At 73.6% G+C, this 13,977-nt stretch carries 11 protein-coding genes, 1 tRNA gene, 1 other RNA gene and 1 pseudogene; 9 read left to right on the top strand and 5 right to left on the bottom strand.

Going from position 1 to position 13,977, the window contains the following annotated elements; genetic code table 11:
- Positions 1-34: 34 nt before the first annotated feature.
- Together N8I86_RS19065 and N8I86_RS19060 are read right to left on the bottom strand one after the other, a co-directional pair.
- Complete coding sequence (locus N8I86_RS19065) at positions 35-628, bottom strand: HhH-GPD-type base excision DNA repair protein (RefSeq protein WP_263278293.1); 594 nt, start codon at positions 626-628, stop codon at positions 35-37.
- Between the two features lie 353 nt (positions 629-981).
- A complete protein-coding gene (locus N8I86_RS19060; protein WP_263278292.1) occupies positions 982-1,704 on the bottom strand; it encodes a siderophore-interacting protein in 723 nt (240 codons plus the stop codon).
- 77 nt (positions 1,705-1,781) lie between these two features.
- Here N8I86_RS19060 and N8I86_RS19055 point away from each other — a divergent pair, with 77 nt between their 5' ends.
- From N8I86_RS19055 to N8I86_RS19045, 3 genes are all read left to right on the top strand, one after another.
- A complete protein-coding gene (locus N8I86_RS19055) occupies positions 1,782-3,953 on the top strand; it encodes a penicillin acylase family protein (protein WP_263278291.1) in 2,172 nt (723 codons plus the stop codon).
- Positions 3,946-4,533: a GNAT family N-acetyltransferase gene (locus N8I86_RS19050; protein ID WP_073887048.1), complete on the top strand. Its 588-nt coding sequence runs from the start codon at positions 3,946-3,948 to the stop codon at positions 4,531-4,533. Before N8I86_RS19055 ends, N8I86_RS19050 begins: the two co-directional genes overlap by 8 nt.
- A 164-nt stretch (positions 4,534-4,697) precedes the next feature.
- Positions 4,698-6,761 (top strand): copper resistance CopC/CopD family protein, encoded by a 2,064-nt coding sequence (locus tag N8I86_RS19045; protein ID WP_263278290.1) that lies wholly within the window; start codon positions 4,698-4,700, stop codon positions 6,759-6,761.
- 528 nt (positions 6,762-7,289) lie between these two features.
- On the opposite strand, the gene N8I86_RS19040 is transcribed toward N8I86_RS19045, so the two are convergent.
- Both N8I86_RS19040 and N8I86_RS19035 read right to left on the bottom strand, forming a co-directional pair.
- A complete protein-coding gene (locus N8I86_RS19040) occupies positions 7,290-7,724 on the bottom strand; it encodes a hypothetical protein (RefSeq protein ID WP_263278289.1) in 435 nt (144 codons plus the stop codon).
- Between the two features lie 67 nt (positions 7,725-7,791).
- A complete protein-coding gene (locus tag N8I86_RS19035; protein ID WP_263278288.1) occupies positions 7,792-8,064 on the bottom strand; it encodes a saposin domain-containing protein in 273 nt (90 codons plus the stop codon).
- 136 nt (positions 8,065-8,200) lie between these two features.
- Between N8I86_RS19035 and N8I86_RS19030 the strand changes: the two genes are divergently transcribed.
- The 3 genes and pseudogenes from N8I86_RS19030 to N8I86_RS19020 all read left to right on the top strand — a co-directional run.
- Entirely contained in the window at positions 8,201-8,323 is a 123-nt protein-coding gene (locus N8I86_RS19030; protein WP_263278287.1) for a hypothetical protein, read from the top strand.
- Between the two features lie 94 nt (positions 8,324-8,417).
- Positions 8,418-8,861: a hypothetical protein gene (locus N8I86_RS19025; RefSeq protein ID WP_143611177.1), complete on the top strand. Its 444-nt coding sequence runs from the start codon at positions 8,418-8,420 to the stop codon at positions 8,859-8,861.
- A gap of 10 nt (positions 8,862-8,871) precedes the next feature.
- Positions 8,872-9,702 (top strand): annotated as a pseudogene (locus N8I86_RS19020) (tyrosine-type recombinase/integrase); the annotation flags it as partial.
- A 79-nt stretch (positions 9,703-9,781) separates the two neighbouring features.
- Here N8I86_RS19020 and N8I86_RS19015 read toward each other — a convergent pair.
- Positions 9,782-9,869: transfer RNA gene (locus tag N8I86_RS19015), tRNA-Ser, on the bottom strand.
- Positions 9,870-9,966: 97 nt separating this feature from the next.
- Between N8I86_RS19015 and ffs the strand changes: the two genes are divergently transcribed.
- The 3 genes from ffs (at position 9,967) to purD (ending at position 13,811) form a co-directional block, all read left to right on the top strand.
- An RNA gene (gene ffs, locus N8I86_RS19010) (signal recognition particle sRNA small type) lies at positions 9,967-10,061 on the top strand.
- A gap of 70 nt (positions 10,062-10,131) precedes the next feature.
- Complete coding sequence (locus N8I86_RS19005) at positions 10,132-12,426, top strand: DNA polymerase III subunit gamma and tau (protein WP_263278286.1); 2,295 nt, start codon at positions 10,132-10,134, stop codon at positions 12,424-12,426.
- Between the two features lie 134 nt (positions 12,427-12,560).
- Positions 12,561-13,811, top strand: coding sequence for a phosphoribosylamine--glycine ligase (gene purD, locus N8I86_RS19000; protein ID WP_073887043.1), 1,251 nt, complete (start codon positions 12,561-12,563; stop codon positions 13,809-13,811).
- Positions 13,812-13,977: the final 166 nt, after the last annotated feature.

The raw sequence follows: 13,977 nt of genomic DNA, 5'->3' as shown, positions 1-13,977 counted from the left end.
CCACTCGGACGGGCCACTCGGCTTACCCGGCCGCTCAGCCGCCCGCGGCCTTGGCGGCCTTCGCCGCCGCCTTCATCTCCTGCTTGTGGGCGCGCACCTTGGCCAGTGACTCGGGCCCGGTGATGTCGGCGACGGACCGGAAGGACTTCGCCTCGCCGTACGCGCCCGCGGCCTCCCGCCAGCCCTTGGGCGCGACCCCGAGCTGCTTGCCGAGCAGCGCGAGGAAGATCTGCGCCTTCTGCCGGCCGAACCCCGGCAGGTCCTCCAGCCGCTTCAGCAGCTCGGCCCCGCTCGCGACGCCCCGCCAGACGGCCTCGGGGTCGCCGTCGTAGTGCTCGGTCAGGTACTGGCACAGCTGCTGGACGCGCTTGGCCATCGAGCCGGGGTAGCGGTGGACGGCGGGCTTCTCGGAGAGCAGCGTGGCGAAGGCCTCGGGGTCCATCGCCGCGATCTCGTGCGCGTCCAGGTCCGCGGTGCCGAGCCGGTCGGCGATGGTCCGGGGGCCCTTGAACGCCCACTCCATCGGCACCTGCTGGTCGAGCAGCATCCCCACCAGCGCGGCGAGCGGCGATCGCCCGAGCAGCGCGTCGGCCTCGGGATCCTGGGCGAGATGCACGGTGACGTCCATGGGTCGATGATCCCCCGCCCCGGTCCGGCCCGCGCGCCCGGCCCCGCCCGGACGCACGCCGCCCTCCGGTACGCCCACGGCGGCCGCTTCCCGGTCCGCGTGGCGGGCGTGCCCCAGGGCCGTCGGTCAGGGCCCGGTCCGCGTGCGTGCCCGCGTGCCGGGCGCGCGCTCCCAGTCCGCGGTTCGGCGCGTCCCAGGGCCCCAGGTCCGGTGCCGTGCGCCTGACCGGCCGGGCGTCCACCCCTTCGCGGTGCCGTCGGCCCGGGGCTTGTGGCCGGCGGGCGTGCCCGACCCCTGGGGCCGGGCTGTCCGTCGCTCCGGTCGTCCGGTCGTCCGGTCCGCCGGGGCTCCGGTCAGTCCGCGCGCCAGTAGCCCAGGGCGTGCAGCCGCTGCTTCGGGACGCCCAGTTCCCTGCGGACGTACGACGCCAGCGTGCGGGTCGTGGCGGTGTCGCAGGCGATCCAGACGTACGGGTCCGGGGTGGCGGCGAGTACGGCGGGCAGTTCGGCGCGGACCCGTTCGACCAGGTGGGCGCCCGCGTCCCGGCGCGGGACCTCGCGTATCTCGTGGCGGTGCGGGTCGGCGTGGGAGGGGAGACCGTCCAGGCCGCCCTCGAACCAGAGCGTCGCCGGTGCCGAACCCAGCGCGCCGAGCAGGGAGTTGACGGCGGGCAGGGAGGCCGGGTCGCCGATCGCGACGAGGTGCGAGGGCGCGGGGTCGGGCCGCTGGAAGCCGGTGCCCTGCACGGTGGCCTCGATGGTGTCGCCGGGCCGTGCCGCCCGTGCCCAGTCGGAGGCGACGCCCTCGTGCAGGGCGAACTCCAGGGCGAAGGTGCCGGCCGCCGGGTCCGGGTCGACCAGGGTGTAGGCCCGCTGGTGCGGCCGGCCGTCGGCGGTGAACCACAGCCGCACCCACATCGTCGGGTGCACCCCGGTCGCGGCGAGCAGCCCACCGTCGCTCAGCAGCAGCCGCCGGTAGTCCGCGGTGACGTCCTCCGCCTCCGTGACCGTGAGCACGAAGTCCTTGGCGCGCAGCAGTTTGAGTACCGCGCCCTCCCAGCCCCGCCCCTGCCCCATGACCCCTCCACGGTTCGCGTACGATTCCCCACCAATACTTAGGCAAGGCTAACCTAAAGTAAGAGAGGGGCTCCCCGGTGACCACCGAGACCTACCGCGACGCCTGGGGCATTCCCCATCTGCGTGCGTCCGGCGCCCGTGAACTCGCCCGCGCCCAGGGCCGGGTGACGGCCCGTGACCGGGCCTGGCAGCTGGAGGTCGAACGCCACCGGGCCCGGGGCACGTCGGCCTCCTTCCTCGGCGTCGGCGCCCTCTCCTGGGACGTCCTCGCCCGCCGGGCCCGCCTCGACGACACCGCCCGCCGCTGCTTCGCCGCGCTGGAACACCGGGACCCCGAGACGGCCGACTGGGTCCGCGCGTACACCGACGGGGTCAACGAGGGCCTGGCCGCCGGCGCCCGCCGCGACCCCGCGTTCGCCCGCACCGGCCTCACCCCCGGCCACTGGCGGCCCTGGACCCCGCTGGGTGTCTGGCTCGCCACGCACATCCTGTTCGCCGGTTTCCCCGCCAAGCTCTGGCGCGAGCAGGCGATCCGCCACCTCGGCCCCGCCGCCGTCGGCCTGTTCGCCACCGACGGCCCCGGCACCGCGGGCAGCAACGGCTGGCTGGTCTCCGGCGAGCGCACCGCCACGGGCCACGCCCTCATCGCCGGCGACCCCCACCGCTTCATCGAGGACCCGGGCGTCTACCAGCAGATCCGCCTCGCCTGCCCCGAGTTCGACGTCGTCGGCCTCGCCGTGCCCGGCGTCCCCGGCATCGCCCACTTCGGCCACACCGGCACCGTCGCCTGGGCCATCACCAACGCCATGGCCGACTACCAGGACCTGTACCGCGAGCGGCTGCGCCGTACCGGGGCCGGGGTCGAGGCGCTCGGACCGGACGGGACCTGGCACCGGGCCGCACGGCACACGGAGACCGTGGAGATCGCGGGCGAGTCCCCGGTCGAGATCGAGGTGATCGAGACGGACCGGGGCCCGGTGATCGCGGGCGGCCCGGAGGGCCTGGACGCCGGTGTCCCCGCGTACGGCGGCACCGCTACCGCGGCCGGCGCGACGGACCCCGACGGGGGCGAGGCCCGGGCGCTCGCCCTCCGCTACCCGCCCCGCGTCACCGGGGACCTCGGCTTCGGCGCCCTGCTCCCCCTGCTGCGCGCCCGCACGGTCGGCGACGTCGACCGCGCCCTGGACGCCTGGACCGAGCCCGTCAACGTGGTCCAGGCCGCCGACACCGCCGGGGGCACCCTGCACCGGGTCGCCGGCCGCGTCCCCGACCGCGCGGCGGCCAACCGCCTCCACCCCGTCCCCGCCTGGCGGCCCGGCCACGCATGGCACGGCACGCACGAGACGCCGTACGCCGGACTGACCGACGGCGTCGCGGTGATGGCCAACCAGCGCGGCCCCGCCACCCCCCTCGGCGTGGAGTTCGCCCCGCCGCACCGCGCCGACCGCATCCACGCCCTCCTCGACGCGCGCCGCACCTGGACCGCCGACGGCATGGCGGAGATCCACACCGACACCCTCCTCGGCTCCGCCGGGGCCCTTCTGGACCACCTCGCCGCCCTCGACGGCCTCACCCCGGCAGCGGCCCGCCTGCGCGACCGCCTGCTCGCCTGGGACCGCCGGATGGACGCCGGCAGCACCGACGCTGCGGCCTACGCGGCCGTGCGCGGCGCGGTCGTACGGAACCTCGCCGCGGACCCGGTGTTCGCCCCGCTCACCGAGCCCCCGGCCTACCCGGAGGTCCTGCTCCCGTGGCTGGCCCTCGTCCCGCGCATCGGCTTCGCCCTCGAACACCTGCTGCGCGCGGAGGAGTTGTACGGCGTCGACCGTCCCGCCGCCGTGCGCGCGGCGCTGGAGGAGGTGGCCGCCGGGCCGCCCGCCGGCACCTGGTCCGACACCCACCGCCTGGCCCCCTGGCGGGCCCTGCCGTACGAACCGGGCCAGGCGGCGGGGCCGTACGAGCCGGGGGAGCCGTACGCCGAACCCGGACTGGGCGGCGACCACGACTGCGTGCTGTGCACCTCGGCCGTCCCCGGCCTCACCGACCGCGCGGCCCGCGGCCCGGCCGCCCGCTACGTCTGGGACCTGTCCGACCGCGCCCTGAGCCGCTGGGTGGTCCCCTTCGGCGCGGACGGCGTCCCCGGCGCCGCGCACCACCACGACCAGCTCCCCCTGTGGCTCGGGGGCGAACTCGCCCCCGTCGTCACCGACTGGGCCCTTCTGGAACGCACCGAGGAGACCGATGACTGACCTCCACGAACAGCACATCGACGGCTACGGAACCGTCGGCGTCCGCCCCCTCGACCCGCAGGCGGACGCGGACGTGGTCCACGCCTGGGTGAGCGAGGAACGTGCCTCCTTCTGGGGCATGAACGGCCTCACCAGGTCCCAGGTCGCCGAGATCTACGCCCACATGGCCGGCCTCGACACCCACCACGCCCATCTGGTCACCAAGGACGGCGCACCGGCCGCCCTGCTCCAGACCTACGAGCCGGCCGCCGACCGGGTGGGGGAGTGCTACGACGTACGACCCGGCGACCTCGGCGTGCACCTCCTGCTCGCCCCCGCCGGCGCCGACGGCGCGCACCCCGGCTGGACCGCGGCCCTGCTGTCCGCGATCGCGTCGTACGTCCTGCTGACCCTGGACCGGCGGCGGATCGTGGTCGACCCCGACGTCCGCAACACCAAGGCGATCGCCCGCTTCGAACGCCAGGGCTTCGCCCGCGGACCGGTGGTCGTCCTGCCCGAGGTGGACATCCCCGACGTGTACCTGCCGGAGAAGCACGCCCAACTCGCCTTCCTGGAACGGGAGGCGGCCTTCCCCGCCTGACGAGGGCCGAGGGCCCGACGCACCGGCGGTGGAGGGCCGGGTGACCACCCGGCCCGTCCGGTGAGCATCCCGGCCGGTCCTTGCGTACCTACAGGGAGGCCCGTCGGCCGATGCCGCTAGCGGGGCGGCGGGCGAAAGGCACGCGGGCGGTCGGGAGGGGCGACGTGCGCGACGGAATCCGGTGGCTGCGGCGGCTGACGCTGCTGGGGGCGGGCCTGCTGCTGGTGCTGCTCGGCGCGGCGGCTCCCGCCACGGCCCACGCGGCCCTGCGCGAGAGCGACCCCGGCGACGGCACCGTCCTCAGGACGGCACCCCGGCACGTGACGCTCACCTTCACCGAGTCGGTCGGCCTGCTCACCGACTCCTTCCGCGTCTACGACCCCGAGAACCACCGCCTGCGCACCGGCACCGCCGACCACGCCCCCGGCCGCTCCGACACGGCCCGCGTCCCCCTTCCCGCCAAACTGGCCACCGGCACCTACACGGTCGCCTGGCGGGTCGTCTCGGCCGACAGCCACCCGGTGTCCGGCGCCCTCACCTTCTCGGTCGGCAAACGCACGGCGACGGCGGCGAGCCCGGTACCGGACGAAACGGAGAACCCCGCCACGACGGCCCTGTACAACATGGCCCGTTACCTCGCCTACCTCGCCGTGGCCCTCCTGCTGGGCATCGCCGCCTTCGTGGCGTACTGCCGGCCGCCCACGGCCGCGCCGCTGCGCACCCCGGCCCTCGCCGCCGCCTGGACCCTCCTCGCCGCCACCGCCGCCCTGCTCCTGCTGCGGTCGCCGTACGAGCAGGGCACCTCCCCGGCGGACGCCCTCTCCGTCTCCTCCCTCACCCACACGGCGACGAGCCGCCCCGGCGCGCTGCTCCTCGCCCGGCTGGCCCTCCTGCTGCTGGGCGGAGCCGTCGTGGCGCTCCTCAGGGCCCGCCGCAGAAGGCTGCCCCGCCGCTTCACCCTGGCGGCGACCGCGCTCTTCTCCACCGCCCTGGCCGCCACCTGGTCGGCGGCCGAGCACGCCTCGGCGGGCCTCCAGGTCCCGCTGGCGATCACCTCGGCCACCCTGCACCTGCTGGCCATGGCCGCCTGGCTCGGCGGTCTGGTCGCCCTCCTGCGCACCCTGCGCCGGCTCGAGTCCGCCGCCGTCCCCGTGCTCACCCGCTTCTCCCGGATGGCCCTCGCCTCCGTGACGGTCCTTGTCCTGACCGGCGTCTACCAGTCCTGGCGCGGCCTCGGCTCCTGGCAGGCGCTCACGGACACGACGTACGGCCGCACCCTGCTGGCCAAGCTGGCCGCCGTGACCGCCCTGCTGCTGGCGGCGGCCTGCTCCCGGACCTGGACGAACCGCCTGACCGGGGCGGCCCGGGCAGCGCGCGCGGACACCGGGCGGGCCGCGGTGCCGGCCCGCACGCCGGAGGTGGCGACGGTGCCGGCCCGGGGCCCGGAGCCCGCGCCGGCGAGTGCGGCGGTGCCGGCCGACCCCCGAACCGGCGACGGCCGGGGCCTCGCTACCGCCGACTCCCCCGCCCCCCGCCGCCACCTTCCACCTGCTGCGCCGCTCGGTGCTGGCCGAGGCCGCCGTGGGCGTGCTCGTCCTGGTCCTGACGACGCTCCTGACCAGCACCCTGCCCGGCCGTGCGGCCACCGAGGCGGCGCAGACCGACACCGTGACGACCGGCATCCCGACGGCCTCGGTCACCACGGTCCCGTTCGACACCGGCGCCGCCGGCGGGACCGGCAAGGTGCAGATCACCCTCGACCCGGGCCGGGTCGGCCGGAACTCCGTCCAGGCGGTGGTCTACGGCCCGGACGGCGGCCTGGCCGCCGTGCCCGAGCTCCGTGTCTCCTTCACCCTGCCCGCCCAGCGGGTCGGCCCCCTGGACACGAAGGTCACCGACCGCGGCGGCTACTGGGTGGCCGACTCCTTCGCCCTGCCCATCCCGGGCACCTGGACCCTGAAGGTGACCGTCCGGATCTCGGACCTCGACCAGGTGACGGTGACGGCCCCGGTGCGGGTGACGAAATAGGAACCACGAACCACTCGCCGGCGGCCGACGAAGCAAAAGAAATCAGGGAGGGTGTGCTCGGTCACACCGCCGTGTTCTCTCCCCCCCCCCCCGAAGTCGGGCCGCCGGACGGCACCCGGCGCACGAAACGCCAGAGGGCCGGGCCGCTTTCACGGTCCGGCCCTCTGGGCTGGCGGAGGATACGAGATTCGAACTCGTGAGGGGTTGCCCCCAACACGCTTTCCAAGTCTGTTGGCGGTTGTTGGAGCTGTGTCCTGGGGCGTTCACCTGCGTTCAGGCGTGTCCGGTGCTTTGGCGCGGAAGGTCGTCCGGTCCCGGCTGAACGCCGATGGCCGCTGATGAATGAGACGGAAAGGAAACTGAGACGGACCGGCGCCGACGCCTTTTGCGGTTGGCTGGTGGCCGCCTGGTACCGGTGCGACCGTAACCGCATGGGCCTGTGGATGTCGTGGACGCTGGAGGGCGCGGGGAGTGCTGGTCAGACAGTGCTCGATGTCTCGGCGGCTGTCAGGGCCCTGTATGGCTCCGTCGAACGGTCACGTCGGGCTTTCGGCTCCAACGAGCAGGAGTGGCAGGAGCTGAGGAACGCGGCAGATCAGGTGGGCGCGCGAGTACTCGCTGAGGGCCTCACGGTCCTCAAGCGGGGCCAGCCATGGTCGCTATCCCTCGGCGGCGTGTCTGTCCTACTTATCCCCCGGTGAACGTGTATCGGCGGAGCCCTAAGAACCTCAGACCTCGTTTGCCTCCTGATTCGGGCGAGCGGTGCCGAGGTCAACCGGCTCGGCGGTGATCACGGCAAGGGCGTCCGGGAGTCGGCGGACGGCATCCTCCGCCTCCTTGTATTCCTCAGGACTGGGGAGGACAGTGCCGAAGCTGCCGCCGCGGTCGGCTGGCATGGCGCGCCAGCGCAAAACTGGGTCAAGCGCATTGAGAGCGCCAGAGACAAACCAGGCCAGACGACCGTGAGTACGCGCGAGGGAAATGGCCAGGACGGCGAGGGTTTCGCGCAGGTGTTCGAGCCGCTTGATCTGCGACGAATCCTCTTGCTGATCATTCCAAAAGAACGGGCTTGATGCATGGGCCTCGGCCGACCCAAGGACGGCCCGGAAACAACGCGGGATGGCCCTCGCACAGTGGGTTACGGGATTGCCAGGGTGAGCCACCTCGGGGCGTGCTGAGTGCCACCCGCCCGGTGGGACCAGTAGACCGACCGCCCCAGCGGTGTAGGGCTCATGACCTCAGGCCCAGCGCGGCCGCGATCTCCTGCGGAGACAAGTCCTGCTCGATCAGGGTGATCACGAGGCCTCCGTAGACGTCGACGTAGTTGAGGCACTGGTCGTGATCCATGGGAACGACCTCGCACACCTGCTGCATGGCCTCGGTGATTTCTTGGGCGGACACTGCCGGAGCCGGCTCTGGCCCTTCGTCGGCCATCGCCGGGGCGGCCAAACCGCCGGCCATCACGGCCCCGGCAAGTGCTGCAGCGATCATCGTGTACTTCATGTCAGGGAACCTCTCCGAAGCAGTGCTCGTCACGGTCATGCGGCCTGAGCGCTTGCCGCCCGGAACAGCACTGTTCCCTGTCTAACTAGGTCCCTGCCTGCGAAGATTTGAAGGATCACCCATATTTCGCATCAGGTTGACCCTCCCAGTTCTCGGGGTGCGGCATCCCTTCGAGCAGGCGCTGCCCCTTGTCGAGCGCTACCTCGACCTGACCGCGGTCCCCGATCCCGCGCCCACGCCGGGAAGGGTGCACGGTTAGGTCATCTGGGTGTATTCGCCGGTTCCGCTTCAGTGGGGTCATCGCTGTCCGTTACGGTGATCATGATTTTCGTCACCGTTTTGGGGAGCGATTCGTGACCCGTGCCGCCGTACGCCAGCGACTCACAGCCGCTGTGACCGCAGGCGTGGCCATCCTGGCCGTTCCGCTCGCTGCCAGTCCCGCGCAGGCTGCCCCCGTCACTGTGAACGTGACGTACGTCCACCGGCACTACGACGTCCAGTTCAAAGGCACCGTCAGCCCCGACGGTCCGACGGGATACACCATCAAGGGCACGTTCAATGCCCGCTGCGCTGCCGGTGCGCTGACCACCCAGTACGTGACCTTCGGCTACGGCCCGGCCAGTAAGGGCTGGTTCTGGAAGACCCTGTCCTGCGACAGCGATGACCTCCCCGCCCACATGGAAATCCGCGGCAACCGCCCCGCTGGCGACAAGATCGACCTGCAGGTCGGCGCTACCAGCGGCGTGGGCAACATCTACCAGTACGGGGACAAGGTCGTTGCCGACATCGGGAACTGACCTCTCCCCCGGGAGCTCCGCCGGCACAGCCCACCACGTCCACCGGACGATCCGGGTCGCCTCGGTGAGGCGGTGCGGCGCGGGCACGTCGCCACCAACGTGGCTGAGATCGCCAAGGCTCCTCGCCTCGAGGAGGAGGACATCGAGCCGTACACGATCGAAGAGGTTCAAAGCCTCCTCGTGGAGGCGGCCAAGCTCCGCAACAGCGCGCGCTGGGTCGTCGCCCTGGCCCTCGGTCTCCGCCAAGGGGAAGCGCTCGGGCTGCACTGGGAGGACGTCGACCTGGTCGCAGGGTATGTCCGTATCCGCAAGAACCGGTTGCGGCCCAAGTACGCGCACGGCTGTGGTGCGGATCCGTGTGGCAGGAAGGCGGGCTACTGCCCCAAGCGGTCGCAGATCCGATGCGAGCACAAGTCGACCAAGTCGCGCGCGGGGCGGCGCACCATCGGGCTGCCTGACCCATTGATCAAGATTCTCCGCCAGCACCAAGAGGCACAGGACCGGGAGCGGATCGCGGCCGGGACGGACTGGGAGGGCAAGGGCCCCGGTCGGCGGGCCGCTGAGCCCGAACACGGACTTCCACGTCTGGAAGCGGCTTCTCCGGGACGCGGGCGTGCGAGACGGCCGTCTCCACGACGCTCGCCACACCGCCGCGACCGTGCTCCTGATCCTCGGTGTCCCGGACGTCGTGATCGACGCGATCATGGGCTGGGAGCCTGGGGGAGCGGCGAGAATGCGCGCCCGCTACATGCATGTGACGGGAGTCATGCTCCGGAAAGTCGCTCAGCAAGTTGGAGACGCACTCTGGGCGCTGCCTGGCACCGAGGAAAAATCCGACTGAGACGGAAACTGAGACGGACAACGTCGAAGGGCCCCACTGCGAACAGTGGGGCCCTTCGACATCGTGCCCGGTGAGGCACTGGCGGAGGATACGAGATTCGAACTCGTGAGGGGTTGCCCCCAACACGCTTTCCAAGCGTGCGCCCTAGGCCTCTAGGCGAATCCTCCGCCGGAAACATTACATGACCGAGGAGGGTGCTCGCGAACCCGTTCCCGCAGGCCGTCATCGGGTACTGACCGTCGGCCGCAATCGGGTACTGTGGGCGCAGCCCCTCACGCGGCGCTATCTGACTGAACTCCCCCAGGGCCGGAAGGCAGCAAGGGTAGGTCGGCTCTGGCGGGTGCGTGGGGGGCCCTTGCGTTTCCGGGCCCGTCCCCCGGGTCCCGCGGGCGGGACCCGTTGTCGGTGGACGCCATTAACCTCGTATGCGTGTCGTCTCTCGCGCTGTATCGCCGCTATCGCCCGGAGACCTTTGCCGAGGTCATCGGGCAGGAGCATGTCACCGACCCGCTGCAGCAGGCGCTGCGGAACAACCGGGTCAATCACGCGTACCTGTTCAGCGGGCCGCGTGGGTGCGGGAAGACCACCAGCGCGCGCATCCTGGCCCGCTGTCTGAACTGCGAGCAGGGGCCCACCCCGACGCCGTGCGGAGAGTGCCAGTCCTGCCAGGACCTGGCGCGCAACGGCCCGGGCTCGATCGACGTCATCGAGATCGACGCCGCTTCCCACGGTGGTGTGGACGACGCCCGTGAGCTGCGCGAGAAGGCCTTCTTCGGGCCCGCCGCCAGCCGGTACAAGATCTACATCATCGACGAGGCCCACATGGTCACGTCGGCCGGCTTCAACGCGCTGCTGAAGGTCGTCGAGGAGCCGCCGGAGCACCTCAAGTTCATCTTCGCGACCACCGAGCCCGAGAAGGTCATCGGGACCATCCGCTCGCGTACCCATCACTACCCGTTCCGGCTGGTCCCGCCGGGGACCCTGCGGGACTACCTGGGCGAGGTGTGCGGGCGGGAGGACATCCCCGTCGAGGAGGGCGTGCTCCCGCTCGTCGTCCGCGCGGGCGCCGGATCCGTGCGTGACTCCATGTCCGTCATGGACCAGCTCCTCGCCGGCGCCGCGGCCGAGGGTGTGACGTATGCCATGGCCACCTCTCTCCTCGGCTACACCGACGGCTCCCTCCTCGACTCCGTCGTCGAGGCCTTCGCCACCGGGGACGGCGCCGCCGCCTTCGAGGTCGTCGACCGTGTCATCGAGGGCGGCAACGACCCCCGCCGGTTCGTCGCCGACCTGCTGGAGCGGCTGCGCGACCTGGTGATCCTCGCCGCCGTGCCGGACGCCGTCGAGAAGGGCCTCATCGACGCCCCCGCCGACGTCCTGGAGCGCATGCAGGCCCAGGCCTCGACCTTCGGCGCCGCCGAACTGAGCCGGGCCGCCGACCTCGTCAACGAGGGCCTGACCGAGATGCGCGGCGCCACCTCGCCCCGCCTCCAGCTCGAACTCATCTGCGCCCGCGTCCTGCTCCCCGCCGCCTACGGCGACGAGCGGTCGCTGATGGCCCGCCTCGACCGTCTGGAGCGCGGCGTCGCCTTCTCCGGCGGCGCCGGCGCGCCCGCCATGGGCTACGTGCCCGGCCCGGAGGCCCACGGCGGCGGCGCGCCCGTACCGTCCGGTGGCGCGCCCGTACCCCCGGCGGCGGCCCGGCCGCGGCACGCGCGGCGGTCCGGGGCACCGGCGGCCCCGGGGACGGCCCCGCCGCCCCTGCTCCGGCAGCCCCCGCGGCTCCGGCCCCCGCACCTGCCGCCCCCGCCCCCGTCCCGGCCCCTGCCGCGACCCCGTCCGCGGACCCCGAGACTCCCGCGCCCGCCGCCCCGGCCCCGGCACCGGCCGTGTCCGCCGCCCCCGCGGCGGCCGCCGCACCGGGCGCCTGGCCCACCGCCGCCTCCGCCGGCGGCGGGCGGCGCCCCGGCGGCTGGCCCACGGCGGCCGCGGCGGGCGGCGACCGGCAGGACCAGGCTCCCGCCCGGCCCGAGGCGCAGGCCCAGCCGCGGCACCAGCCGGCCCCCGCGCCGACGGCACCGGCGACCCCGGCGCCCGCCGCCCCGGCGGCCCCGTCCGGCGGTGTCGACCCCGGGCCCTCTGGCCGAACATCCTGGAGGCCGTCAAGAACCGCCGCCGCTTCACCTGGATCCTGCTCAGCCAGAACGCCCAGGTCACCGGCTTCGACGGCACCACCCTCCAGGTCGGCTTCGTCAACGCCGGCGCCCGCGACAACTTCGCGAGCAGCGGCAGCGAGGACGTGCTGCGCCAGGCGCTGAGCGAGCAGTTCGGCGTGCAGTGGAAGATCGAGGCGGTCGTCGACCCGTCCGGCGGCGGCTCCGCCCCGGCGCCCGGCGGTCCGTCGGGCTTCGGCGGAGGCGGTGGCTACGGCGGCGCCCCCACCGGAGGCGGTGGCTACGGCGCCCCGGCCGCCCCCGCCCCGCGGCTCCCCAGCCGTCGGCCCCGCAGCCGTCGGCGACCCCGCAGTCCGGCCCGTCCGGCACCGCGGCGGCGTCCAGACCCTCGCCCCGCCCCGCCGCCGCGCCCGAACCGCCCCCGGTGTCCCTCGAGGACGACATCCCCGAGGACGACGACCCGGACCTGGACGAGTCGGCCCTGTCGGGCCACGAACTGATCGTGCGGGAACTGGGGGCGACGGTGATGGAGGAGTTCTCCAACGAGTAGCCGGCGGGGACCGGCGAGGGGTCCGCGCGGCGGCCGGGCACGGTGCCCGGCGCACCCGCACCCCGCCCCTTGGTAGGAACGTACGGATCGACCGGCCCCCGGCCTTCGGCGACCTTGCCAGTAGGCTGACCCCCGTGAAGGTCCTCGTCATCGGCAGCGGCGCCCGCGAACACGCCCTGTGCCGCTCCCTGTCCCTCGACCCCGACGTCACCGCGCTGCACTGCGCCCCCGGCAACGCCGGCATCGCCGAGGTCGCCGAGCTGCACCAGGTCGACGCGCTCGACGGCGCCGCGGTGGCCGCCCTGGCCACCGGCCTCGGTGCCGACCTGGTCGTCGTCGGCCCGGAGGCCCCGCTGGTCGCCGGTGTGGCCGACGCCGTCCGCACCGCCGGCATCCCCGTCTTCGGCCCGTCCGGGGAGGCCGCGCAGCTCGAGGGCTCCAAGGCCTTCGCCAAGGACGTCATGGCCGGTGCCGGCGTGCCGACCGCCCGCTCCTACGTCTGCACCACCGCCGAGGAGGCCGCCGAGGCCCTCGACGCCTTCGGCGCGCCCTACGTCGTCAAGGACGACGGGCTCGCCGCCGGCAAGGGTGTCGTCGTGACCTCGGACGTCGAGGCCGCGAAGGCGCACGCGGCCGCCTGCGAGCGCGTCGTCATCGAGGAGTTCCTCGACGGCCCCGAGGTGTCGCTGTTCGCCGTCACCGACGGCGAGACCGTCGTCCCGCTCCAGCCGGCCCAGGACTTCAAGCGCGCCCTGGACGGCGACGAGGGCCCGAACACCGGCGGCATGGGCGCGTACTCGCCGCTGCCCTGGGCCGACCCCAAGCTGGTCGACGAGGTGCTGCAGACCGTGCTGCAGCCGACCGTGGACGAGATGCGCCGCCGCGGCACGCCGTTCTCCGGACTGCTCTACGCCGGCCTCGCGATCACGTCGCGCGGTGTCCGGGTCATCGAGTTCAACGCCCGTTTCGGCGACCCCGAGACCCAGGTCGTGCTGGCCCGCCTGAGCACCCCGCTGGCCGGCGTCCTGATGGCCGCCGCCACCGGCAACCTCGCCGATCTGGCGCCCCTGCGCTGGAGCGAGGACGCGGCCGTCACCGTCGTCGTGGCCTCGCACAACTACCCCGGCACCCCCCGCACCGGCGACCCCATCACCGGACTGGACGAGGTGGCCGCCGAGGACGCCCCGCACGCGTACGTGCTGCACGCCGGGACCAGGCGGGACGGCGACGCGGTCGTCAGCGCCGGCGGACGCGTGCTGTCCGTCACGGCCACTGGCACGGACCTCACCGAGGCGCGCGAGCGGGCGTACCGGGCGGTGGGCCGGATTGGGCTGGACGGTTCGCAGTACCGCACCGACATCGCGGCGAAGGCGGCCCAGGAGTAGGGCGTCTCCCGGGGCGCCCCCCCGAACGCGCCGGTCGCGCGCACTCTCGACCTCGTCGGGCCCCGGAAGCGGAATCCGGGGCCCGATCTTTGCTTTCTGTCATGCAGCTCTGACCAAAGCCATTCCATCGAGTGAGCAATCCCCCATCCGGCTGACGGGGGCCGAG

This window comes from Streptomyces albidicamelliae (assembly GCF_025642175.1).
Classification (GTDB): Bacteria; Actinomycetota; Actinomycetes; order Streptomycetales; family Streptomycetaceae; genus Streptomyces; species Streptomyces albidocamelliae.
This window is presented reverse-complemented; position numbering and strand designations above follow the sequence as displayed.